Annotated in this window: 20 protein-coding genes and 3 pseudogenes; 14 read left to right on the top strand and 9 right to left on the bottom strand. The window is 67.9% G+C overall.

What is annotated here, in order from left to right; all coding sequences use genetic code 11:
- Positions 1–117 precede the first annotated feature (117 nt).
- The 5 genes and pseudogenes from Q4V64_RS54655 to Q4V64_RS01170 form a co-directional block, all read left to right on the top strand.
- Positions 118–270: pseudogene (locus Q4V64_RS54655) on the top strand (helix-turn-helix transcriptional regulator); the annotation flags it as partial.
- 459 nt (positions 271–729) lie between these two features.
- Positions 730–2,952 (top strand): MMPL family transporter, encoded by a 2,223-nt coding sequence (locus tag Q4V64_RS01185; RefSeq protein ID WP_124445442.1) that lies wholly within the window; start codon positions 730–732, stop codon positions 2,950–2,952.
- 120 nt (positions 2,953–3,072) lie between these two features.
- Complete coding sequence (locus Q4V64_RS01180) at positions 3,073–4,257, top strand: sensor histidine kinase (protein WP_124445423.1); 1,185 nt, start codon at positions 3,073–3,075, stop codon at positions 4,255–4,257.
- A 16-nt stretch (positions 4,258–4,273) separates the two neighbouring features.
- Positions 4,274–4,927 carry a response regulator transcription factor gene (locus Q4V64_RS01175; protein WP_124445424.1) on the top strand — a complete coding sequence of 218 codons (654 nt, stop codon included), beginning with the start codon at positions 4,274–4,276 and terminating at the stop codon, positions 4,925–4,927.
- A gap of 453 nt (positions 4,928–5,380) precedes the next feature.
- Complete coding sequence (locus Q4V64_RS01170; RefSeq protein WP_253267504.1) at positions 5,381–5,932, top strand: hypothetical protein; 552 nt, start codon at positions 5,381–5,383, stop codon at positions 5,930–5,932.
- A 151-nt stretch (positions 5,933–6,083) separates the two neighbouring features.
- On the opposite strand, the gene Q4V64_RS01165 is transcribed toward Q4V64_RS01170, so the two are convergent.
- The 3 genes from Q4V64_RS01165 to Q4V64_RS01155 all read right to left on the bottom strand — a co-directional run bounded on the left by Q4V64_RS01165 (position 6,084) and on the right by Q4V64_RS01155 (position 8,323).
- Positions 6,084–6,935: an SGNH/GDSL hydrolase family protein gene (locus Q4V64_RS01165; RefSeq protein WP_303708729.1), complete on the bottom strand. Its 852-nt coding sequence runs from the start codon at positions 6,933–6,935 to the stop codon at positions 6,084–6,086.
- 537 nt (positions 6,936–7,472) lie between these two features.
- A complete protein-coding gene (locus Q4V64_RS01160) occupies positions 7,473–7,715 on the bottom strand; it encodes an acyltransferase domain-containing protein (RefSeq protein ID WP_216377772.1) in 243 nt (80 codons plus the stop codon).
- 32 nt (positions 7,716–7,747) lie between these two features.
- Complete coding sequence (locus tag Q4V64_RS01155; protein ID WP_124445845.1) at positions 7,748–8,323, bottom strand: TetR/AcrR family transcriptional regulator; 576 nt, start codon at positions 8,321–8,323, stop codon at positions 7,748–7,750.
- A 273-nt stretch (positions 8,324–8,596) separates the two neighbouring features.
- On the opposite strand from Q4V64_RS01155, the gene Q4V64_RS01150 reads away from it, so the two are divergent.
- The 4 genes from Q4V64_RS01150 (at position 8,597) to Q4V64_RS01135 (ending at position 13,542) form a co-directional block, all read left to right on the top strand.
- Positions 8,597–9,745 carry an MFS transporter gene (locus tag Q4V64_RS01150; RefSeq protein WP_172629652.1) on the top strand — a complete coding sequence of 383 codons (1,149 nt, stop codon included), beginning with the start codon at positions 8,597–8,599 and terminating at the stop codon, positions 9,743–9,745.
- A gap of 38 nt (positions 9,746–9,783) precedes the next feature.
- Positions 9,784–12,075 (top strand): glycoside hydrolase family 3 C-terminal domain-containing protein, encoded by a 2,292-nt coding sequence (locus Q4V64_RS01145; protein ID WP_124445847.1) that lies wholly within the window; start codon positions 9,784–9,786, stop codon positions 12,073–12,075.
- A 208-nt stretch (positions 12,076–12,283) separates the two neighbouring features.
- Positions 12,284–12,661: a hypothetical protein gene (locus tag Q4V64_RS01140; protein WP_124445848.1), complete on the top strand. Its 378-nt coding sequence runs from the start codon at positions 12,284–12,286 to the stop codon at positions 12,659–12,661.
- A 53-nt stretch (positions 12,662–12,714) separates the two neighbouring features.
- Entirely contained in the window at positions 12,715–13,542 is an 828-nt protein-coding gene (locus tag Q4V64_RS01135) for an SDR family NAD(P)-dependent oxidoreductase (protein WP_124445849.1), read from the top strand.
- Positions 13,543–13,778: 236 nt separating this feature from the next.
- Here the strand turns inward: Q4V64_RS01135 and Q4V64_RS01130 are convergent.
- Positions 13,779–14,494: pseudogene (locus Q4V64_RS01130) on the bottom strand (ISAzo13 family transposase); the annotation flags it as partial.
- 584 nt (positions 14,495–15,078) lie between these two features.
- Here Q4V64_RS01130 and Q4V64_RS01125 point away from each other — a divergent pair.
- Positions 15,079–15,684: a reverse transcriptase domain-containing protein gene (locus Q4V64_RS01125; RefSeq protein ID WP_303708726.1), complete on the top strand. Its 606-nt coding sequence runs from the start codon at positions 15,079–15,081 to the stop codon at positions 15,682–15,684.
- 169 nt (positions 15,685–15,853) lie between these two features.
- On the opposite strand, the gene Q4V64_RS01120 is transcribed toward Q4V64_RS01125, so the two are convergent.
- The gene (locus Q4V64_RS01120) at positions 15,854–17,113 is read right to left on the bottom strand and encodes an IS4 family transposase (protein WP_124445729.1); all 1,260 of its coding nucleotides are present in this window, start codon (positions 17,111–17,113) and stop codon (positions 15,854–15,856) included.
- A gap of 48 nt (positions 17,114–17,161) precedes the next feature.
- Here Q4V64_RS01120 and Q4V64_RS01115 point away from each other — a divergent pair, with 48 nt between their 5' ends.
- Entirely contained in the window at positions 17,162–17,929 is a 768-nt protein-coding gene (locus Q4V64_RS01115; protein ID WP_348540786.1) for a reverse transcriptase domain-containing protein, read from the top strand.
- A gap of 86 nt (positions 17,930–18,015) precedes the next feature.
- On the opposite strand, the pseudogene Q4V64_RS01110 reads toward Q4V64_RS01115, so the two are convergent.
- Positions 18,016–18,981 (bottom strand): annotated as a pseudogene (locus Q4V64_RS01110) (ISAzo13 family transposase); the annotation flags it as partial.
- Positions 18,982–19,971: 990 nt separating this feature from the next.
- Positions 19,972–20,883 (bottom strand): NAD-dependent protein deacetylase, encoded by a 912-nt coding sequence (locus Q4V64_RS01100; RefSeq protein ID WP_124436446.1) that lies wholly within the window; start codon positions 20,881–20,883, stop codon positions 19,972–19,974.
- 72 nt (positions 20,884–20,955) lie between these two features.
- On the opposite strand from Q4V64_RS01100, the gene Q4V64_RS01095 reads away from it, so the two are divergent.
- On the top strand, positions 20,956–21,405 hold the full coding sequence (locus Q4V64_RS01095) for a hypothetical protein (RefSeq protein ID WP_253266597.1): 450 nt from the start codon (positions 20,956–20,958) through the stop codon (positions 21,403–21,405).
- A 535-nt stretch (positions 21,406–21,940) separates the two neighbouring features.
- On the opposite strand, the gene Q4V64_RS01090 is transcribed toward Q4V64_RS01095, so the two are convergent.
- Entirely contained in the window at positions 21,941–22,381 is a 441-nt protein-coding gene (locus Q4V64_RS01090; RefSeq protein WP_124436445.1) for an SRPBCC domain-containing protein, read from the bottom strand.
- 11 nt (positions 22,382–22,392) lie between these two features.
- Positions 22,393–22,719 (bottom strand): metalloregulator ArsR/SmtB family transcription factor, encoded by a 327-nt coding sequence (locus Q4V64_RS01085; RefSeq protein WP_124436444.1) that lies wholly within the window; start codon positions 22,717–22,719, stop codon positions 22,393–22,395.
- A gap of 97 nt (positions 22,720–22,816) precedes the next feature.
- Between Q4V64_RS01085 and Q4V64_RS01080 the strand changes: the two genes are divergently transcribed.
- Complete coding sequence (locus Q4V64_RS01080; protein ID WP_124436443.1) at positions 22,817–23,239, top strand: SRPBCC domain-containing protein; 423 nt, start codon at positions 22,817–22,819, stop codon at positions 23,237–23,239.
- 85 nt (positions 23,240–23,324) lie between these two features.
- A complete protein-coding gene (locus tag Q4V64_RS01075; protein ID WP_172628915.1) occupies positions 23,325–23,897 on the top strand; it encodes a TIGR03086 family metal-binding protein in 573 nt (190 codons plus the stop codon).
- The last annotated feature ends 15 nt before the right edge of the window (positions 23,898–23,912 follow it).

Below are 23,912 nucleotides of genomic sequence, written 5' to 3'. Positions count from 1 at the left end.
CGTCTCTGAGGAGTACCGGAACCAGCTCCTGGAAGCTTCGCTGAGGCGCCGGCTGGGTGACGACTGGGATCTTAAATGATCAAGAAGATGGGATAGGAGTGGTGTCTGCGGGCCACGATGGCCGAGCACCAGATGTTTCAGACGTCGGACCTGGTGCCGCTCCTGGCAGAACGTGGCGTGACCCTGTCGCGTGAGCAGGTCTACCGCTTGGTGACACAGCCGCCCCAGCGGATGAGCATGGACACCCTGGTCGCGCTGTGCGGCATTATGCGGCTTGTCCAGGGTGCTGTTGCCTGCACGGGAAGAAGCACTCTGCAGGTGGGTAAGCGTATCGGGTTGTACGCATGTGTCCGCATCGAGGGCGGTGGCTGGGGGTCTCGCAGGCCGGGGCGGTGCTGTTGCCGAGACGGTTCGCAAGGTGGGCCTGTTCACCGCGGTATCGACGGCATTGGCGCCGTGGCGCAAGCCGCGGGCGGTGCGCTGACCAGGCAGGGCCCTGCCCTCCTGATGTCGCCCCTGTGTGGCCGATAGCTGCACGACCTTCTCGTTCGTATGTCCTCTGCTGGGCACTGGTAGGGGCCATGACGTGGTCTTCTCGCATCAGTGGATGGCCGATGTGTACTGCGCTGGCACTACGGGAGAAGGCCAGCATGTGCACGACGACGTGGCGGGGCTGGCAGGGGAGGGTGGTTGGGTACCCGAATCTGAATGTGGAGCGTGCTTCCTCCCGTGGCTAATTTCTTGTATCACGTTGGCCGTTTGGCCTTTCATCGGCGCTGGACGGTGACCTTGCTGTGGGTGGCGGTCCTCGCTGTCGCCGGTTTCGGGGCCGCCACGGCCGCCGACGCCCCGGAGGACTCGCAGTCCATGCCGGGCATCGAGGCGCAGAAGGCCTTCGACCTGATGGAACAGCGGTTTCCTGGAACCGCCGCGAACGGCGCCAGTGCCCGGATCGTATTCGTCGCCCCGGACGGAGAGAGGATCACCGCAGCCGACAACCGCGCGGTGATCGACGACTTCGTCGACCAGGCGGACTCGGGCAGTCAGATCGCCGGTGTGGTGAATCCCTTCCAGGCTTCCGCGGTGAGCAAGGACGCCTCGACTGCTTATGCGACTGTCACGTACAAGGTGACGGCCACCGACCTCACCGACGCCTCGAAGAACCATCTGCAGGAAGTGCTCGACCAGGCCCGGGACGCCGGGCTGACGGTCGAGGTGGGCGGCAACGCGCTGGCTGAGCAGCCGGCCGCCGGCGGGACGAGCGAGGTGGTAGGCATCGTGCTCGCCGCCGTCGTCCTGCTGATCACCTTCGGGTCGATGGCTGCGGCCGGACTGCCGCTGCTGACAGCGGTGCTCGGTGTCGGCATCGGAATGACGTCCATCATCGCTCTGTCCAGTGCGCTGGGACTGTCCGGGACCACTGGCGCCCTGGCCTCGATGCTGGGTCTCGCGGTCGGTATCGACTACGCCCTGTTCGTCGTGTCCCGCTACCGGGAGGAACGCGCTGCCGGCCATACCCCACACGAGGCAACGAGCCGTGCTGTGGGCACGGCGGGCTCGGCAGTGGTGTTCGCCGGGTTGACGGTCGTGATCGCGCTGGCCGGCCTGTCGGTGGTCGGCGTCCCGATGCTGACGAAGATGGGTCTGGCCGCGGCCGGAGCGGTGGTCATCGCCGTACTGATCGCGCTGACCCTGGTCCCGGCGCTGCTCGGCTTCTGGCCCAACGCCGTCCTTTCACGCCGCGACCGCAAGGGCACCGCCCGTCGCCCGCAGCGTGCGGCGAAGGAGAACGGCGGTGTGCGCTGGGCACGCTTCGTGCTACGCCGCCCCGTGCCGGTGCTGCTCGCCTCGGTCATCGGTCTGGGGGTGGTGGCGCTGCCCGCGCTGGACCTCCAGATGGGCATGCCGGGCGACGAGGTGAAGTCCACCGCCACCACGGAACGCCGCGCCTACGACGCGCTGGCCGAGGGTTTCGGGCCGGGATTCAACGGCCCGCTGACCGTGGTCGTCGACGCCCAGAAGGCTACTGACCCCAAGGCGGCGATCGCCAAGATCTCCGCCCAGGTCGCCGATACCGCAGGCGTGGTGTCTGTCTCCCCACCGCGCTTCGACGAGGCGGGCAGCACCGCTGTGCTCTCCGCGGTGCCGTCCACCGCGCCGACCAGTGAGACGACCAAGGACCTGGTACACACGTTGCGCGGTGAGCGCAGTGTGAGCGAGCAGGCAACTGGCGCGACGTTCTACGTCACCGGCTCCACCGCCATGAACATCGACGTCTCCCAGAAGATGCAGGACGCCCTGGTGCCCTATCTGGTGGTCGTGGTCGGTCTGGCGATCCTGCTCCTGATGGTGGTCTTCCGCTCACTGCTCGTGCCCCTGAAGGCAGCCCTTGGCTTCCTGCTCTCCGTCCTGGCCTCCCTGGGCGCGGTGGTCGCTGTCTTCCAGTGGGGCTGGGCCGCCGACCCTCTGGGCGTGGAGCAGACCGGGCCGATCATGAGTCTGATGCCGATCTTCCTTGTGGGTATCGTCTTCGGCCTGGCCATGGACTACGAGGTCTTCCTCGTCTCCCGGATGCGCGAGGCTTACGCTCACGGTGAGCGTCCCGCGCAGGCTGTGGTCACCGGGTTCCGCTACAGCTCTCGGGTCGTGGTGGCCGCTGCACTGATCATGATGGCGGTGTTCTCCGGATTCGTCGGGGCCCAGGAATCCATGATCAAAATGATCGGGTTCGGACTCGCGACCGCGGTCCTGTTCGATGCCTTCGTCGTGCGCATGGCGCTCGTGCCGGCCGTACTGGCACTGCTCGGTGAACGGGCGTGGTGGCTGCCGCGCCGGCTCGACCGGATCCTGCCCAACGTCGATATCGAAGGAGCGTCCCTGACCGGCAAGCCCGTCGACACCGACACCCAGGCACTGTCTGTACCGGCCGAACGGGAGACCGCCCGGCGCTGAACCAACCCGCCATCGCCGAATGGTGCGGGCCCGCCGCGAACATTGCGGCGGGCCCGCTGGCCCTCCCGGTCCCTCCGCACCCACCATGTTCCCTGAGCACCCCCACCTCCGGAGCGCCGCATGACGATCAGCTGGCAGCAGTACGCCCGCGGCCACCGCCGCCTGACCGAGGCGGCCCTGATCGCACTGCTGTGCGCCGCCTGCGGCCCGGCCACGCTCTACAGCAGCCTTCCCTACGCCGACGACCAGCTCGGCTGGCTCCCCGGCGTCCCCTTGGCCTTCGCCGCCTCGCTAGCCCTGCTGTGGCGCCGGAGCCATCCCCGCACAGTCGTCGTGTTCAGCGCCGTGTGCGCCAGCGCCGCCGCAGGCACCGGTTACCTGATCACCCCCCTGCTTCTGGCACCCGTCATGGCCGCCATGTATGAACTGGCCGTCCGGACCCCCCGGAAGACCACCTACCTGTACTGCCTCGCCGTCATCACGCTGATCGTGGCAACCGCGCTGTTCGCCAACCGCTACCACCACCCCTGGCCACTCACCACCCTCAACCCTCTCTTCTGCCTCCTGCTGCCCGTGGCCCTCGGCTCGGCCGCCCGCCTGCGCCACGCCTACCTGGGAGCCGTCCAGGCCCGCGCCGAATACGCCGAACACACCCGAGAAGAAGAGGCCCGCCACCGCGTGGCCGAAGAACGCGTCCGTATCGCCCGCGAACTTCACGACGTCGTCGCCCACCACCTGACCGTGGCCAACGCCCAGGCCGGCACCGCCGCCTACCTGACCCGAACCCACCCGGAACAGGCACAGGAGGTACTCACCGGACTCGCCGACACCACCGCCAACGCTCTGCGCGAAATGAAGGCAGCCGTGACCCTGCTCAGACAACCCGACGACCCCGACCTCCTGGAACCGGCCCCCGGACTGGACCAACTGCCCGACCTCGTAGCCGCGTTCCATACCGCCGGACTCGATGTCCAGGTCACCGTCGAGGGCGAGCAGCGTCCGCTGTCCTCGGGGACGGACCTGACCGCTTACCGCATCGTGCAAGAGGCACTCACCAACGTCACCAAGCACGCCGTCGTCCACACCGCCCAGGTGTGGCTGACCTACCACGCCGAACGCCTCACCATCACCGTCACCAACGACGCGAGCCCTTCCCAGCCGGCCTACGCCTCGGGGCCCTCAGACCGCGGCTTCGGCCTCATCGGCATGCGGGAGCGCGCCCACTCGGCAGGCGGCCGCTTCCAGGCCGCACACCGCCCCGAAGGCGGCTTCACCGTCACCACCGACCTGCCGACGAAGCCCTGACCACACCAGGAAACCCATGCCCATCCGCATTCTGCTCGCCGACGACCAAGCCCTGCTGCGCACGACGTTCCGCACCCTCATCGACACGCACCCCGACATGGAGGTGGTTGCCGAAGCCGCCGACGGAGAACAAGCCCTCGCCGAGGCCCGGACCCACCATCCCGACATCGTCCTGATGGACATCCGCATGCCCCGCGTGGACGGCCTCGCCGCCACGAACGCCATCTGCGGCGACCCCGACCTGACCGCCACCCGCGTCCTGATCCTCACCACCTTCGAGACGGACGAACACGTCGCCCAGGCACTGCGCGCCGGCGCCAGTGGATTCCTCGGCAAGGACGTCTCCGCCGAGACCCTCCTCGAAGGCATCCGCACCGTCGCCGCCGGTGACGCCCTGCTGTCACCCGCTGCCACCAGGACATTGATCAGACGCTTCATCGCCACTCCCGACCCCCTCCCGGCAGCCAAGCTGGACGCGCTCACCACCCGCGAATCCGAAGTGGTCACCCTGGTCGCCGAAGGCAAGGACAACACCGAAATCGCCGAGCAACTCTTCGTCAGTCCGTACACCGTACGCACGCACGTCCAACGCGCGATGAACAAACTCCACGCCCGTGACCGAGCCCAACTCGTCGTCATCGCCTACCGCACCGGACTCGCCCGTCCGTAAGCCCGGAGCACGTACCGGAGGAACTCGGCTACGCCCGGATGTGGAGCTACGATTCCGCACCTCTGTGGGAGGACCCCTTCGTCCACCTTGCGCTCGCCGCCCGGCGTACGACCCGCATCGGGCTCCCCACGGCGGTCCTCGTTCCTGAGCAGCGATCCGTGATGGCCATGGCGTCCGCCATCGCCACCGTCGCCCGCCTGGCGCCGGGCCGCTTCCGGGTCTGCTTCGGCACCGGTTTCACCGCCCGCCTGGCTCTGGGCCAAGCCCTGATGCGACTTGGCCCCTTCGGCGACTTCGTCGGCGCCTTGCGTCGGCTTCTGGCGGGCGAGACCGCCGTACTGGACGGCAGACCGGCACGCATGCTTCAGTCCTCCGGCCTCGCGGCCCCCCGGCCCATCGACGTGCCCCTGTGGATCAGCGCCTTCGGGCCCCGCGGTGCGGCCCCCTGCACTGGTGTCCAGGCGCCGGGCCGCCGCGCCGCCGTCGCCGTCGAGCGGGAGTCAGTCCGTTCGGCCGAGCGACGGCTGGTACTTCGCCCTGCGCGACGTCGGCCTGCCCTACGTCGTCGCGCTCAAAACGCACCGCGGCACCTGGGCCCGTACCGATTTGCCGCACACCCCGATCGACGCCGCCCGTGCACTGGCCGACACCGACCCCGACCATCGGGATGACTGGCGGCCCATCGAACACCACTTCCGCGACGGGCACACCGAGACCTGGTGGGCCGCCGATGCCCGCCTGGGCGGCTACGGCCCCGACAGCCCCTGCCGCCTGGTCGTGGCCACCACCGACCCGCGCCTCCTGCCGGAGAAAACGACCTGGTACCTGGCCACCAACCCGCTACACCCCGACGCCCCGCACTCCGCAACCAGCCCGCACCCGCCGGCCGACCTTGCCGAAGTCGTGCGGCTCTACGGGCTGCGGCCTGATCGCGGTGTCGGTGCCCTTCCGTGGCCCCGCCACTGCAAGTGGTCCAGAAGGCGACTTCAACCGACGCCGACATGAGCCGCGGCAGAGGCCACCGGCCCGAGCCCGCCGGCTTGACTCGCGGTAAGCCCGTATCGGCGCGGCAGCCCTGCCCGGTGCCACCGCGAGCGGGACAGCCGACCGGAATTCGCCCCCGGCAATCGAGTACAGAAGCTCCCAGGCCCCGTCATCAGGAATGACGAGGCAGCCTGTCGCCTGCTGGCCCCTGCTCCCTCTCGGGCCCTTGCAGGTGCTCGGCGATCGCGTCCGCCACAGCGCGCATTCCGGCGCTGTTGGGATGGAAGGCTCCGACGACGGTGGAAGGGCGAAGTCGTTCGGGGAGTCCGGTCACCCATGGTTCGGTCGATCCGAGAGCGTGTTCCTGGCTGCGCGGCCGCATCGCGACGAGTTCCGCCCCGGAGCGGGCGGCGGCGCGGGTGAAGACGTCGGCGACCTGGTCGCCCAGTCGGCGGAACTCCTCCAGAGTCGCTGCCTCGAAGGGTGTCGCGCGGCTGTGGCGGGTGTCGGGTCCGACGACCGTGAGGTAGTCGACCAGGAGCACCCGCGCGCGCTCGACTCTGCGTCGCGTTTCCTCCACGATGAGGACGAGACCGGCCGCCGCCCGTTCGACGTCGGCCTCCGACGGTCGCGGCACGCTCTTCCGCTTCAGTGCGGTGCCCAGCGGCCGGAAGAGGGTGTGGGCAGAGAACCGGCCCGCCACGCCCAGCCGCAACATGCTGCCGATGTAGCCGAGGTCGTTGCCACCGGCGGTGATCGTCACCAGGTCGGCGTCCTCCGGCAGACCGGCCAGCTGGGGCGGAAAGGTGTGGAGCAGCACGCGTTGGGGGGTGGTGGTGATCGTGTCGGTGGTCGCTCCGCTCACGGTGAGGTCCGTGAGTTCGGCACCGAGCCGTTCGGCCAGCAGGTGCGGGTAGTTCCGCGCCGAGCGGTTCGCCCGGCGGTCGGCGACCGGCTCGATGCCGGGACCCGCAGCGTACGAGCTTCCCATCGCCGCGATCCGCCGGATCTGTGTGCCCGTCATCAGGGGTTCCTCCTTCGATGGTTGAGCGTGGTCTGCGCTGTCTCGCGCTCGGGTCACCGACTGCGCACCTGCGGGGGCCGATTCCCGTCTCCTCCACGGCGATCGGCCGGGTCGCCGGTGCCGCTGCGAGCAGGAGACGGGCCAGTGCCTGCCCCTGCGGATCTGCACGGCATGAGTCGCGCCGAGTTCGCCGATCACACGCATCGCGTCGTACCACCGCACGGGGCGGGCGACGGACCGGGCAAGGTCGTCGAGCACGGCGCCGACGTCCTGGTGGATGCGGCGGCCCCGCACGTCGGTCAGGTAGGGCACGTGCTGCGGGCGATGCGGAACACTGGCGAGGTACTCGGCCAGGGGCGGCCACAGGCTCCTGAAGCGGGCAGTGGGAGGCCACAGCCATGTCCAGGCGCTGCCAGCGACGCGCGCCCAGGCCGGGGGCCGGGGCCTGGGCCCGTGGGAGCGCGACCACGGTACCGGACAGGACGCTCTGGTCGGAGGCGTTGACGTTCGGGATCCACAAGGGATCGTCCGTGGTGCTCACTCGCTCGGTGAGCGTGCGTACCTCGCGGGCGCCCAGCCCGAGGACGGCGCGCCCATGCCCCACTCGCCGCCGACGCAGGCCTCCCGCATGAGTTCGCCACGCAGGTGTACGGCCATCAGCGCCTCCTCGAAGGTCAGGACGCCCGCCGTGACGGCGGCGAACGCGCCGACGGAGTGACCGGCGACGAAGTCGGGGCGCAGGCCGTGGTCCTGCGTGAGGGCCCAACGTCCAGTGTCCAAGGGTGTCCACGCTCAAGAGGAAGGGCCCGGCCCTATCCGTCCCTCGCACCCAAACACCGGTCGGCAAAGGCCGTCCACCGGGCCCAGATGTCGATCTCTGGATCGCGCAGCCAGTTGAGCTGAATACCGTCCATGAACGAAAGGATCTCGATCGCCATGCCCTCCGGGTCCGGGGAGTGGTCCACGAACAAGGGGGCGAGCTGACGGGCACCCCTGCGGATGCGGTCGACGAAGTAGTCGTGGGCCGGGTGATCCGTGCTGATGGACTCCGCCGCCAGCACCGTGAAGAGGCGGACGATCTCGGGGCGCGCGATGTTTCGCCTCATCAGAAGATCGAGCACTTCCCTCGGGTCCTGCCGGCCCGCCCGCTCGATCGCCACCTGCGACTCTCTGCTCGATTCACGCTCCTTGCCCCGCAGTACTTCGATCAGTAGCTCCTGCTTGGAGCCGACGTGGTGAGTGACGCCGGCGCGGGTGAGACCACACGCCTCGGCCAGGGCCGACATGGAGAAGCCCTGGTAGCCGGTCGCGGCGATCATGCGAGTGGCGTGCTCGATGATCTGCGCCTTGCGGTCATCCGCTGCCAGGCGAGTACGGGGTTCGCTCATGAGGTCATTTTCACATCCGCCACGGCAACTACTTGCAGGGGTGTAGGTAGCAGCTTAACCTCCCTACCTACAGGGGTGCAGGTAGCTGGTGACTCCCCTGCCTCCGCACCCATCTCTTCATGCACTTCATGAACATTCCCGGAAGGCGGTGGTTCAGTGTCGAACGACCTGTCTCCAGTTGAGAACAAGGCATCCGCACCCGCCTACCCATGGCGGCCCGTTCGCACCGGCATCGCACTGGCCATCGGATCAATGCTGTGCATGGGGCCGTTCATGGCCTTCAACGCCGTGTTCCTGCCCGCACGGATCGAGGCCATTGCGCCGGATCAGAAGGTCAGCGCCATCGCCCTCATAGCGACCACCGGCGTGATCGTCGCAACTGTGGCCAATGTGCTCTTCGGCGCGCTGTCGGACATGACCCGCACACGGTTCGGACGTCGCGTTCCCTGGATGATCGTCGGCTCGGTCGGGGCGACCCTCGGGCTGCTGATCGTCGCGAACGCGGGCTCCGTTCCCTTGATCGTCACCGGTTGGTGCCTGTTCCAGCTCTTCCTCAACGCCATCATCGCGCCCCTGATCGCGATCCTGCCCGACCGGGTTCCGACGGCACGACGCGGCACCATGTCCGCGCTGTACGGTGTCGGCCTGCTGCTGGGCATCGCGCTGATCGGTCAGGTCGCCGCACCGCAGTTCCTCGACGACACGAAGACGGGCATGCACATATTCGCCTTCTTCGCACTCCTGGCGGGTCCGCTCGTCGCCGTCATCACACCCGAGCCGTCCAACCGCGACGAGCCACGTGAGCCGTTCTCGGCCAAGGGACTCGTGAAAGCGTTCGTCTTCCCGATGCACGAGTCGCGCGACTACTACTTCGTCTTCTTCGGCCGGCTGTTCAACATCATCGGCACCTATGTCGTGGTGGGCTACCAGCTGTACATCCTCACCGACTATCTCGGGGCGACGATCGCCGAGGCCGGGAAGACCATGTCGTTGCTCGGGCTCGCCCAGCTTGTCGGCTCGGTCATCGTGGGAACCGCCGTCGGTCCCATCTCCGACCGGTTCAACCGCCGTAAGGTCTTCATCGTCGGCGCGACCATCCTGTGCACGGGCGGAACCCTGTTCCTCTTCTTCGTGCAGCAGCCGTGGGCGATGATCGTCTTCGGTCTCTGCAGCGCCATCGGTGGCGGCATCTACAACTCGGTGGAACAGGTCGTCAGCACGGAAGTGCTGCCCGGGGCGGACACGGCGGCGAAGGATCTCGGCTTCCTCAACGTCGCGGGAACCGGGGGGCAGGCGATCGCGCCCGGTGTCACCTCCGCGGCGATCGCGACAACGGGCAGCTTCGCCCCCGCGTTTCTTGTCGCCGGCGGCTTCCTCGTGGCTTCCGCAGTCCTCTTCGGCCGGCTGCGAAAGACGCGATGACGGCCCACATCTCTCACCCCCCACTCGAAGGCGGTTTCATGAACCACGAGAACGACGCCTCTGCCGACATCTCCGTCGACATCGACTCCTTCGTCGACTCTCTCAGTCTGGAAGAGAAGGCATCGCTCGGCAGCGGAGCCGCGTTCTGGGTGACTGAGCGGACGGCCGGGCTTCCGGCAGTCGTGATGGAGGACGGCCCGCACGGGGTGCGGCATCAGCCGGGAGACGTAGACCACATGGGCATCGCTCCCAGTGCCCCCGCGACCTGCTTCCCGCCTGCCACCGCGCTCGCCCAGACCTGGGATCCCGAGCTGATCGAGCGCGTCGGTGAAGCCCTCGGCACCGAGGCACGCTCCTTCGGCACCGATGTACTGCTCGGGCCCGGCGTCAACATCAAGCGCGATCCGCGCTGTGGACGCAACTTCGAGTACTTCTCAGAGGACCCGCTCCTGAGCGGCCGGATGGGCGCGGCCTGGGTGCGTGGGCTCCAGCGGCGTGGGGCCGGTGCCTCGGTCAAGCATTTCGCGGCGAACAACCAGGAGTTCGAGCGCATGCGGTCGAGCTCCGACATCGACGAACGGCCCCTGCGGGAGATCTACCTCCGTTCCTTCGAGCGCGTCGTGCGCGAGGCGCAGCCGTGGACCGTCATGGCCTCCTACAACCGTCTCAACGGCGTTCCCACAACGGAGAATCACTGGCTTCTCACCAAAGTCCTGCGCGACGAGTGGGGCTTCGACGGCCTCGTGGTCAGTGACTGGGGCGCCGTCGCAGACCGGGTCCGAGCCGTGCTCGGCGGACTCGACCTGCAGATGCCCGGCGGGGACGCCGGTTCGGATCAGGAGGTCGTGGACGCCGTCCGAAGCGGCGAACTCGACGAGTCGGTGGTCACGGAGCGGGCCCGACGGACCGTGCAACTCGCCCGGCGCGCCGAGAACGCTCGACGGGCGCACCCTGACGCCGCCTTGGACGTGGACCGCCATCACGGCCTCGCACGCGAGGTCGCCGGCCGGGCGATCGTCCTGCTCAAGAACGACGGCGACGTGCTCCCGCTCGCGGCCGACGGCCGATCGGTCGCCGTCATCGGCCCCTTCGCGGTCGAGCCGCGCATCCAGGGTGGCGGCAGCTCCCGAGTCGTGCCCACGAAGGTGGACGTGGCCGTCGACGAGATGCGCGCGATCGCCGGCTCCACGACCATCGCCGTCGCGGACGGCTACCGCCACGACGGCGGCGATGCCGAACATCTCCGAGCCGAAGCGGCCCGGCACGCGGCTGAGGCCGACGTCGCGGTCGTCTTCCTGGGCCTCACGGCCGCGGAGGAAGCCGAGGGCACGGATCGGCCCGACATCGACCTGCCGACCCACCAGCTGGAACTACTCAAGGCCGTGACAGCCGCGCAGCCCCGCACCGTGGCGGTCATCGTGCACGGCGGCGTGGTACGCCTGCACGAGGTCGCCGACCGGGTACCCGCCGTGCTCGACGGTTCGATCCTCGGGCAGGCCGGTGGAGGCGCGATCGCGGATGTCCTGTTCGGGCGGGTGAACCCGTCGGGGCGCCTCGCCGAGACGGTGCCCCTGCGCATCGAGGACGCGCCGTCGTTCCCGACGTATCCGGGAGACCAGTTCCATGTCCGCTACGGCGAGGGCATCTTCGTCGGCTATCGCGGCTACGACCGGATGAAGCGGGACGTCGCCTTCCCTTTCGGCCACGGCCTGTCCTACACCACCTTCGAGTACCGCGACCTGCACATCAGCGCCGCGGGCGATGACATCCAGATCACGGTCACGGTCGCTAACGCCGGCACCCGCGACGGCCGCGAGGTCGTCCAGATCTACGTCGCCAAGGACGACGGCGTGCAGCGCCCCCCGGTCGAGCTGAAGGCGTTCCGAAGCGTACGTCTCGCGCCGGGCGAGTCCTCGGAGACAGTGCTGGTCATCTCCCGTGACGAGCTCGCCTACTGGGACATCTCGCTGCACCGCTGGGTCGTGGAGGGAGGCAGGTACACCTTCCACGCCGGCGCGTCGAGCCGAGACCTGCGGCTGTCGAAGGAGACAGAGGTCGAGGCCGACACCGTCCGGCGTCCCTTCACCGAGAACTCCACCATCGGGGAACTGCTCGCCCACCCGGTGGCGGCGCGAGTTCTGGCCGCGGCCGTGCAACAGGGTGCGGGACAGGCGCGGAGCACCGCTTCCAAGGAACTGGGCATCGACGCGAAGAAGTCGGGCCTACGCATCCCGGTGGGCCGGGTCCGCTCGCTCAGTGGCGGGGCATCGCTTCCGAAGGCCGAACTGACGCGGCTGTTGGAGGCTGTCAACGCGGAGTCGGGCAACTGAGCGCTCCGCTGAAAGCAGCAGCGATGGGCCGGCGGATGTCCGCCGGCCCATCGCAGACGGTCGCTCCCACTCGGCGCAGCCGCACATCGACACGGCCCGGCACCCCGTTCGGGCGTTGCCGACCCGCACCGGACTTCACCGAACCGGCCCAGGACGCACGCCTGCTCGGCCAGGTTCCACCCCGCGTCCTTGCAACTGAAGGAACACCATGAACCGCCCCTCCGACACTCTCGAGGCGCGGCTCGACGCAGCCGTCAGCCGGCTCTCCTTGGAGGCCAAGGTCCGTCTCCTCACCGGGGAGTCCCTGTGGACCACCCACCCCGAACCCGCCGAAGGACTGCGCCGCATCACGGTGTCCGACGGCCCGGCCGGGGTGCGCGGGACGTCCTTCGACGCGGCCGACACGTCCGCGAGCCTGCCTTCGCCCACCGCGCTCGCCGCTTCCTTCGACGAGGACCTGATCCGGCGGCTCGGTGTGCTGCTCGCCTCCGAGGCCCGTGGCAAAGTCGAGGCCGGTTTCTTCACGGTGCACGCGGCCCGCCACGCGGACGCATCAGTCCTGAGGGTGGGCGTCCAGCCCAACTGATCTGCCCACATCCCCAACCCCGCACATCCCATGGTGGAAGGAACCGACACAGTATGAAGATCGTCAAGGGACAGGTCGCTGTCATCACGGGCGGCGCCAGCGGCATCGGGTACGGCCTGGCCGAGGCGCTCGCGGCCCGCGGCGTACGCATCGTCCTCTCCGACGTCCGTGAGGACGGCCTGAACGAGGCCGTCGCGCGGCTGGGCGCCGGCGACGTGGACGCCATCGGTGTCGTCGCCGACGTAACCGACGCAGCCTCTGTCGACCGGCTCGCCGAGCAGACAATTGACGCCTACGGCCGAGTGGACCTCGTCTGCAACAACGCGGGCGTCGTATCGCCCGCCGCGCCGATGTGGGAGCAGGAACTCACTACGTGGCGCCGCATGATCGACATCAAGGTGATGGGGGTCATCCACGGCGTACGCAGCTTTGCTCCCCACCTGATCGACCAGGGCAGCGGCCACATCCTCAACACCGCCTCGTCCGGCGGTCTGGCTCCCCTGCCTGACCGCACCCCTTACACGGGCACGATGCACGCGGTGGTCGGTCTCACCGAGACCCTCGACGCCGAACTGCGACGCGCGGCTCGGAAGGTGGGCGCCACCGTGCTCTGCCCCGGCCTGGTCGACACCCCCCTGGGCCAGAACTCGGTGACGCTCGGTGTCGCCGCGCTTCCACCCGGCGTTGACGGCTCAACCATGAAGGGCCTGCCCGGGGTCATGTCCGCGAGGGCGGTCGCCGAGGCCGCCCTTGCCGCCATCGAGGCCGACCGCGTGCACTCCGCCCCCGGAAGCGGCGTCGCCGACCGGGCTCGTGCCCGGGTCGGGGGGCTGCTGGCCGACCTCGCAGCTGACGACAGCTTCGAGTTCCCTCGCACCTGACGGTGAGCCCACACCTCCTGCGCTTCGCCTGATAATCCAGTTGCAGTTCGCTATTCCTGCTGGCCAAGAGTTTTTCGTGAGTGTGCTTGGCTGGCGTGCCGCCAGGTGACGGGACTTCGCGACTTCGGGCGCGGCGAGCCGCTGTGTTTGTCGTGCAAGACGACGTGCGGTCCGATGCCTCGTTGAAGGGCACCGTCTCGGCCAGGGTTGCAGCGGCAGTACTCCGGCGCGGCGGGGGCCCGTATTTCAATAACTGTCAGCGACGGGTTCCCGCGGGGGTTGTTCGGGCGTGTAGCTGTTCCAATGTGCGGGCGGGCGATCCGGGTATCGGCGTGACGAGGATCCGGTGCAGGTCCAGGAGCCGTTTTGCGTCCTGGTACTGGATGGACAGGTTGGTGCGGTTGACGCCCAGTAGTTGGGCCAGGAACGTCATGGTCACCGCTCTGCGGCGGCGGAGGATGGCTGCAAGGAGCCGGTGGGTGTGGTCCACGCTGCTGGTCTGTGGGTGGCGGTAGCTGCGCGGGCGGTGGAAGCGTCGCTGGAATGCTGCCTCGGCCAAGGCGTCCCAGAAAGGTTCCGAGACCGCCACCAGATGCTCGAAGGCGGTTCGTGACATGCCGGTCAGGGCCGGGTCGGTGAGCATCGCGGTCAGGGCCGGGTCGGCCCGGTGTGTCGTGGCCGGCGCGTCTGGCGCTCGTCGTGGAACGGGAGACAGTGTGTAGTTCCAGTCACCGTGGAAGGTGTTGGGTGTGATCGGAAGGGCGTGGAACTCGGCGGGTGTGACGCTGATGCCGAGGTCGTAGCTGCCTGTGTCCAGTTCGGCCCCGATGGTCAGGCCGGTCCTGGTGGTTGTGGCGGCGATGGTCTCGAGGACGACCTGGTAGCTGGTCAGCGGCCGCCCCCGCCAGTTCGCGGTGATGTGACAGAACATCCGGTGCTCTATCTTGTTCCAGTGTGTCCTGAATGCAGAGGGGAATTCGATGTAGGACGAGTTTCTTGAAGCAGTGCTGCGTGACCGATGAAGGATTGGCCCTTCGAAGTCGCCCTGCGGGGGGAGGCTTCAAACCGCCTCATGCCGCGTTAGCCGAAGACTGTCGTGGTGAGCGATGAGGAAAAGGCGTCCGAGAGGCGTCAGGTGGGGATCAGGGAGACGAACGCAAGTGAATCGTTGCTGACGTGTCGAAAAGATTCCGACGACATCAAAACCGGGGAGCTTGGAACCGTCCCGGGATAAGCCTGGCGGGAGCCCGCCGACTGGCCAGGCGGTGTCCGGCATGGAGACGACGTGAACCTGATCTGCCGCGGTCATGTGGAACAGGAGAAGGCGCGTACCGATACAGCCCGTCCTGGTAGGGCCGGGCGAGAGGGAGCACCCCGAGCGGTCGTGCCGTGAAGGGGCCGAGTACCGATGCGGAACGCGCCGGCGGACCGGCTCGTAGTAGTGGGGAAGCTCCTGTAATGGGGGTGGAGCGAAGGGGCCGGGTCGTTCGTGACTGTGTTGATCGCATCAACCGGACGGTGTCCGGGAGGAGTTCGGTGAGCCAGTTGAAGTCACAGGCCAAGCCGTTTGAGATTTCTAAGTGGGAAGTCAAGGAAGCATGGGAGGAAGTCAGGGCAAACAGGGGAGCACCGGGAGTGGACGGGCAGAGCATCGCCGACTTCGAGGAGGACCTGAAGAACAACCTCTACAAGGTCTGGAACAGGATGTCGTCGGGCTCCTACTTTCCTCCGCCAGTGCGTGCGGTGGCCATTCCTAAGCCGCATGGCGGCGGTGAGAGAATCCTCGGGATTCCCGCCGTCGCTGATCGTGTGGCTCAGACCGTAGTGGCCCGGCATTTGGTGCGACGGGTGGATCCTATTCTCCATCCGGACAGCTTCGGATACCGGCCCGGACGGTCCGCCTTGGATGCCGTGGAGAAGTGTCGGGAACGCAGCTGGAAACGGGACTGGGTTGTCGAGTTCGACATCTCCCAGTTCTTCGACAGTGTGCCCTGGGACCTCCTGGTCAAGGCTGTGGAAGCGCACACCGACGCCGTTTGGGTGAAATTGTATGTGCGGCGGTGGCTTGCTGCCCCGCTCAAGATGCCCGACGGCACCCTGCTGGAACGGGAGTGTGGGACGCCACAAGGCAATGCCGCGTAGTTAAGAAACGGCGAGGATTTTGATGTCGGGTGGGTCGGGGTGGTGGATGGTGGTTTCGGTGCGGAGTTTCTTCCTGTAGGCGTGGACGTGGACGCGTTTGACGGCTCGTGGGCTGGTACGGTGCCGGCGTCGCGGGTTGAGTCTTTCGAGGATTTCTGTGCGGGCTGTTTCAAGAGCTTCCGTGAGACGCTGAGGGGGAAAAGCCCGCCTGGTCGGTGACCTGGCGGCGGATGATGCGCAGTGATCTGATGAAGGACAGCCTGTCGGGGTCGATGTCGGCCTGGTCTGCTGCCTCGCACATCAGATGTCGGACCGCGTAATGGGTCAGTAGGAGTGCCCAGATCTCCTGCTCGATCATGTCCGGTGTTTTCGAGCGCAGGACGCCGCCCCGGCCGCGCTGATGGGTCTTGATCTCGTCGAGGCTGGATTCGAGTTCCCAGCGTTCTGCGTAAGCGGCCGCGAGTTCGGCGGCGCTGGCCTCGTCGGGATCCATGATCGTGGTGATCAGGCAGAAGATCTCGCCTTTCCCTTCACGGTTGGTCACTTCGTACTCGACGACACGGACCGGGATCCCGGACGGCTCCTCGATACGCGCAGATCCGCGGTAACGCTGGTTCCCGCGCCGGTTCCTGACTTTTGGGTCGAGCAGAAAGGACTCGTACGATCCGTCTTTCAGCGGCCGGACTACCGGGAGATGAGGTCCGTCGGGCATGCGCCACAGCAGATCCGCGCCGGTCGCGGCGGCGGCCTCCCACAGGCGGTAGGCGTAAAATCCCCGGTCAGCGGTGATCAGCATGCCCGGCTCGAAGTCGGTGACGAGTTCTTTTGCGAGGGCGCCCTCGTCCACACGCCAGGGCCCCAGCCGGGCGGCCACCACAGCGTGGGTCCCGCATTCGCCAAGTCCCACGACTTTCACCTGCGGGAAAGGAGCGGGGTTCTTCGTCCCGCCGGAGCGTCCGAACTCCGCGTCATTCGCCGGCGTATCGGGAATGTCCAGCACGAACCCGTCGATGGCCATCAGCCGCCACCGGCCCAGCCAGGCTCCTTGCGTGCCCCGCTGAGCACACGGCAGAGCCACCCGCTCGAACAAGACCCGCAAAGGATCCGGTCCCAGACGCCGACGCGCCTGGGAAATCGCACTTGTCGTGGGGACCTTCCAGTCCTTGCGCCATGTCCCCAGGAACCGTAGGCCATTGACGAGTAGACGGATGACTTCCTCGTACGACTCACCGAAAAACAGGCACAGAGCCATGACGTAGTAGACGACAACGCGGGCCGGCAGCAGGCGGGACCGCTTCTCGAACCGGCCCGTCTCAGCCAATACTTCATCGACCAGATCCCGGTCGACCAGACGCGTCAGAACCCCGATACCCACCCGGTCCGTCAACCGCGTACCGGAAACCGCCGAGCTACCCCGAACCCCACCCATGAAGAAGGAAGATAACCCGTTTCATCGCCGCCACAGACAACGGCGGCCATGCCGGTTGACCATCCACAACCAACGCGGGCGTGTCGCTGTGCACATGTGGAAAGAGAATCCCAAAACACTTATCTACGTGGCATTGCGCCACAAGGAGCCCCGGTTTCTCCTGTTTTGGCGAACCTGTTCCTGCACTACGCGTTCGACGTCTGGATGGTCCGGGACTTTCCGACCGTCCCCTTCGAACGCTATGCGGACGATGCGGTCGTGCACTGCGTCACCGAGCGCCAGGCCCGCCAGGTGCTGGCCGCGCTCTCGGACAGGATGGCCGAGGTCGGGCTGCGTCTGCACCCGGCCAAGACCCGGATCGTGTACTGCCAGGACGGATTGCGGCGCGGCTCGTACGAGCACACGTCGTTCACGTTCCTGGGGTTCAGGTTCCAACAGCGCCAAATGCGGGACAGGAACGGCCGCATCAGATGGTCGTTCCGTCCCGCGGTCAGCAGGGACGCCCTCAAACGACTCGGCGAGGAGGTCCGTTCCTGGCGGCTTCACCGGCGGGTCAACCTCACCGTGGAAGAACTCGCGCAGCGGATCAATCCGATCGTCGCGGGCTGGATGCAGTATTACGGCCGGTTCTACCGATCGGCCTTGTATCCACTTCTGATGCGCATCAACGCCTACCTGGTGCGCTGGCTCCGCAACAAGTACAGACGGTTTCGCGCGATGAGGAAGGCCATCGCGGCCTTCCAGCGGGCAGCCAAGCGCCGCCCGGGGATGTTCGCGCAGTGGAGATGGGTCAGTTCCCCCTCCTTGGCCTGGTGATCAGGACGACAAGAGCCGTATGACGAGAGATCGTCACGTACGGATCTGTGGGAGCCGGAGGGTGCGAATCCCTCCGGCTACCCGACCTTCGATGTCCCCGGCGGTAGGTGACAGACCGTGATTTCCAGGCCGCTCTCTCGTGCGAAGGTGGCAAGGTTGCTTTTCCAGGTCCAGCGGCGGGGGTCGTTGGAGCCGCCGGAGTCGGCGGTGATCAGGAGCCGGGTGGCATTCGGGTGGTCCGCCCGTCCGCGGTTTTGCCACCAGCGTCGGATGGACTCCACCGCGAACTGGGCGGTGTCGTGGTCGGTGCCGACGTTGACCCATCCGCTGTTGTTGGCTATGTCGTAGATCCCGTAGGGGATCGCCATGGGCTGGTCGTTGGTGGTGAACGTGTGGCAGTCCACCTTGATCGCGTTCTTGCCCGGCCGCCAGGTGCGACCGGGCCGGTCCCGGTTGCCGAGCCATTCCTTGGCCTTGGTGTCGACGCTGATCACCGGCTGGGCATCGTTGAGGAACGCGGCGGCGGTGGCATTGAGGTGGGTGAACTGGGCATCGCGGTCCGGATGGCTGATGCCCTCTGTTGTCTTCGCGGTTCCCTGCAGGCTGTAGCCCAGGGTGTGCAGCAGGTGTCCGACGGTTGAAGCGCTGACCGGGTGGCCCTGTGTGGTGAGGGTCGAGGCCAGGGCCCGTAACGACAGCGTGGTCCACCGCAACGGGGAGACGGGGTCGCCTCGGGTGTGCGGCTCGATCAGCGACTCCAGCGCGGGCAGCAGACCAGGGTCGGTGTCTGTCAGCCGCTTGCGGCCCGCACCTGGAGCCCGCACCCGCAGGGTCGGTGAGGAGCAACCGGCCAACTCGGCCATACCTCGCGCGATGGTTGCAGTACTGGTGCCGGAGGCGGCGGCGACCCGGACGATCCCGCCACGGCCGAGGGCCGTCGCCTCACTGGCCAGGTACAACCGACGGCGGCGCTCATCGAAGTGCGGCAGGATCTGATCGAACTTGGCCCGCAGAGCACGAGCGGCAACGCGGCCTGACAGACACGAGGTCATATCTCAGACTCCCACCAACACCCCCTCTGCCGAGCACTAATTGAAATACGGGCCCCGGGCCGCACGGAGAAGTGCTGGATCGGCGCGTTCGCCGCCTAAGACGATGTCTCACGTGGTGAGTTTGGCGAGTTTCTTGTAGCAGGCCAGCGCGGCGGCGAGGCCGAGGAACGCGAGGAATGGCTGCCTTTGCGTTCGTACCGGACAGTGAGGCGGCGGTAGCCGAACAGCCAGGAGATGGACGTCTCGATCTTCCAACGGTGGCGCCCGAGTCGTTCGGAAGACTCGATGCCGGGCGGGCGATGCGGGATGATGCCGCGTTTGCGCAGCCAGAACAGAGTGCCGGCGGAGTGGCACGCCTTATCGGCGCGGAGCTTGCCGGGGCGCCTGCGGCGCGGTCCGCGCCGGGACCGCACGGCCGGTATCCCCTTCACCAGGGGTTTGAGGGCCGGCTGCCGTGGGTGTTCGCCCCGGACACGCCGACCACCATCGGGACGCCCTGGGCCTCGGACAAGTACGTGCCACTTAGTACTGCTTGGACGACCGGACGCTGACCGCAGTTACCGTCGATCCTGCTGTGTCCCCGAGTTTTGTACGAAGCCGGCTGGTGGACCGCCTGCCTTTCGAGCTCACCCCGTGGACCGAGTCGGCGGCGCCTTCGAGGACGTACCCCAAGGTTTGAATGGTTTGCACATCGGCCTGAACGGAGAAGCCAGCCCCCCGTCCTGAGCTTGGTCATGCGCTGCCATCAGAACGGTGCCTCCCCCCGCCGCCGCCCGGCTCTTGTTGCAGAGAGTGGACCAAGGGCAGCGGGGACAGCTGCGAACGCCCCATCGGCAGAGGGAGCGGTCGTGTTTCTGATCTCCACCAACTGGGGCCAGATGAAGCCGCCTTCCGGGAGCCGACTGACGAAAACCTAGCCAGCCAGGCGGCGAATACTGCAACTCTCGAACACCGACACTCCACCAGTGCTCCGGTGACGTCCCGTCACCGTCACTCCCTCGCCCGGGCCGTCGCCTCGTCGTCGACGGGGATGCCCAGCCGGCCGGCCACGGTGGTGAGGGCTGTTCCCAGGGGGAGCGCCACTCGGGTGAGGGCGTGCAGGTCGCCCCGGGTCGGGTCCCGGTTGACGATCAGTACTGGCTTCCCTGCCTGGGCTGCCTGGCGGACGAACCGGAGCCCGGACATCACCGTCAGTGAGGAGCCCAGGACGAGCAGCGAGGCCGCCTCACGGACCAGTTTGCGGCAGTGCTCGACGCGCCGTGGCGGAACGGATTCGCCGAAGAACACCACGTCCGGTTTGAGGATGCCGCCGCAGACCGTGCAGGGCAGCACGCGGAAGTCGCCGACCTGTTCATCGGTGAGGTCGGCGTCACCGTCCGGGTTGATTCCGGCGGCCACCGGCTCGAAGCCCGCATTGGCCTCCTCCAGCCGCCGGGCGAGTTCGTGGCGCGGGCTGAAGGCGCCGCAGGAAAGGCAGACGACCCGCTCCAGGCTTCCGTGGAGTTCCACGACACCCTCGGCGCCGGCGGCCTGGTGCAGGCCGTCGACGTTCTGGGTGATCACACCCGAGAGCAGGCCGTGCCGCCCGAACGCGGCCACGGCCCGGTGCCCGGCGTTGGGGCGGGCGCGGCCGAAGGTGCGCCAGCCCAGGTGGCTGCGTGCCCAGTACCGGCGCCGGGCCTGGGCGCCGGCGGTGAAGTCCTGGTAGGTCATCGGAGTGTGCCGGCTGAGGCTCCCGCCCTCGCCCCGGTAGTCGGGGATGCCCGACTCGGTGGAGATGCCCGCCCCGCTGAGGACCAGCACACCACCCGTGCTCAGCACACCGGCGACCGGCTCCAGATCCGTGGTGCCCGGCGGCAGGTCAGCGGTAGGGGTCCAGCTCACAGTGGGACGCATGCGCATGCCGCCAGGGTACGGAACAGGTAAGTCTGGAACGCGTTCCCCTTCGCGGTCACCCGCATCAACGACCCGAACATGACCACCGTGTCCCTCGGTGTCTCCCAGTTCCAGGGCGTCTACAGCGTCAACTACGGCGCCATGATGGCGTCCGCCACCCTCGTCCTCCTGCCGCAGCCGACGATCTACGAGGCCTTCGAGAAGCAGGTCATCGCGGGCATGACCGCGGGCGCCGTTCGCTGCCCCCACGCACACCCACCTCCCAGTGCGGCCATCCACATCCCGCCGGGCCACTACGACCTGCTCACCCGCGTCGTCATCGACATCAGCTTCCTGACGATCAAGGGCTCCGGGCCCGGCTTCCTGTCCCGGGCCATCCACGACGACACCTCCGACACCAGCAACTGTGGATCGAGGTGCAGCCCGGCTCCAGCCACATCCGGGTCAAGCACACCGACGGCAACAACGAGGCATTCCTGGTCCAGCGTTCCGGTGCGCCCGCCGAGGTCGGCCGACTCAGCGGCATAGGGAACTACCTGGCCACCAACAACATCAAGGCCAACCCAACCTCGGCGTCAAGGGCGTTCTCGGCTCGTCCTCCGGTCAACGGTCACGTTCGGCGACGGTACCTGTGCATGTCGTCGCCGAGTGGGGCACGGGCTGCTTCCGGCCGTGGCCGCCACCTCTGTACGGTGACCGACCAGGACGGTGTCCTGCTGAAGGCCGGCATCTGGCGGGGCTGCGGGCCGACCACCCGGCCGGGTGACGCGCTCGCCGTCAGGTACGAGCCGAAGGGGCGTGTGTCGCCGCGCGGTGTGGAGCGCGGAGCACCCCGGTCGCGACCGCTTCGTGATCTTGGCGGGCGGATCGCCCCCCGCGTCGCCGGGAGTGTGGTCGCGGTCGTACGCTCCCACCGCCTCTCATCCGCCGACACCGATTCCGGGCCCTCTGATCGCAAGGCGGGCCCTCCTGGCTGGGCCCGAGGCGCCCGTGATCAGCCGGCTGCGGGCACGCCGAACTCGGCTTGTGCATGGACGTGTGGACGTGTGGACGTGGCGCAGGGTCACATCCAGACATCTGGCCCGGGGTCGCCGCCCGCTGCCACGGTTGCGAGCCGATCCACGTAATGGGCCCAGCCCTCCTCGTGTGCGGCGCTCGCCTCCCGGGTGGGCAGGCCGCGATGGACCAGGCGCAGCAAGGTGCCGCCGTCGACCGGTTCGAGGGTGATCTCCACCGTCGTCGAGCCGGGCGGCACGGGCATCCCGCCCTCGGCCCAGCCCCAGGTGAAGACCAGCCGCTTGGGCGGGTCGATCTCGACGAAGCGGCCCTCGGCGACGTTGTCGCGGTTGACGTTCGTCCGGTAGGAGCCGCCGGGCTCGAAGGTGAACTCGCCGTCGCTGCCCATCCAGGACAGCCACCTGTCCCGGTCGGTGAAGAAGGAGAACACCGTCTCGGGCCGTGCGGCGATGCGCCGTTCGACCGTCACCACGTCTGTCGTGCTCAAGAGCTTGCCCCTCAAGTGGTCTCGGGCTGTTCGGCTTCTTCGGCCCGCTCGGCTGCCTCCGCCAGTTCGGCGAGCGTGTCGAGCTTGGCGGCCCACATGGACTGCAGGTAGTCGGCGAGCGGTCCCATGGCTTCACGGTCGGCCTGGTAGAAGCGTTTTTTGCCGTCCTGGCGCAGCGTAACCAGGCCGGAGTCCCTGAGCACCTTGAGGTGCTGGGAGACCGCTCCGAAGGTGACGTCGAAACGCTCCGCGATCTCGCCCGCGGACAGCTCTGCGTCCCATACCAGGCGAAGGATCTCGCGCCGCCTGGGCTCGGCGACCGCCCGTACCGCATCCATGAACATCATTTTAGCCGCCACTTGAATTTGCCGCAGAAGGTGTGTCATTTTAGTCATGGCTAAAGTGATTATGAGACTGAAGCGAGGAGCACACGTCATGGCGGACATCGCTATGCAACTGCACATCGAGGCCGACCCGGACGCCGTCTACACGGCGATCTCCACGACCGAGGGCATCCACGGCTGGTTCACCACGACCGCCACCGCCGAGCAGGGCGTGGGCGGCCGGCACGAGCTGAGCTTCCCCGGAGTGCCGGAGCCGTGGCGGCTGCGGGTCACCGAGGACGTGCCCGGCAAGCGGCTCGTCCTGGCCGGCGAGAACGGCCCCTGGACAGGCACCACCCAGACCTACGAGGTCCTCACCCAACCCGAGGGCGACGTCACCCTCCGCTTCACGCACAGCGGCTTCCGGGCAGTCGATGACGCCTACCGGGACTTCACGTACGGATGGGCGACGAAGTTCACCCAGCTCAAGGCCTACGCCGAGACAGGCAAGCCGGCGCCCTTCTTCACGGGCTGACCCCGCCGACTTCACGGGCTGCTCCTGCCGACATCACAGGCTGCCCCTACCGGCCCATCCGATGACTCATCTCAGGAAGAGACTCATGAACACCCAGCACAGCGCACTGCACCCCGCCATCCGGGAATGTGCCGCCGCGGTCTCCGCCACGGCCTCCGCCGTCCGCGGCGACCAGCTCGGCGACCGCACTCCGTGCGAGAAGTTCACCGTCGCCGAACTCCTCGACCACCTGGGCGGAACCCTGGCCTCGTCCGCACGCGCCGCCCGCAAGGAACCGCAGGCCGGCGGGGGCGACGCCCTGTCTATGTCGCCCGCTGCCGTCGCCGAGGCCGCCGAGCTGGCCGCAGCGGCCTGGGCCGACCCCGCGGCCTACGAGGGCACCACCGAGTTCGGACCGGGAGAGATGCCGGCCGCCTTCGCGGCCACGATCACCCTGGAGGAACTCGCCCTGCACGGCTGGGACCTGGCCCGCGCCACCCGGCAGACCTTCCCCGTCAGCGAGGAGACCGCCGAGGTCGTCCTCGGCGTGGTCGAGAAGATCGCCGACCAGGCCCGGGCCAACGGCAGCTTCGGCCCACCCGTACCCGCCGCCGCCGGCGAACCCGCCTTCCGCCGGGCGCTCGGCACCAGCGGGAGGAATCCTGAGTGGAGCGACTGACCGCCCGCAGGACGG

Source organism: Streptomyces sp. NL15-2K, assembly GCF_030551255.1.
GTDB lineage: Bacteria > Actinomycetota > Actinomycetes > Streptomycetales > Streptomycetaceae > Streptomyces.
This window is presented reverse-complemented; position numbering and strand designations above follow the sequence as displayed.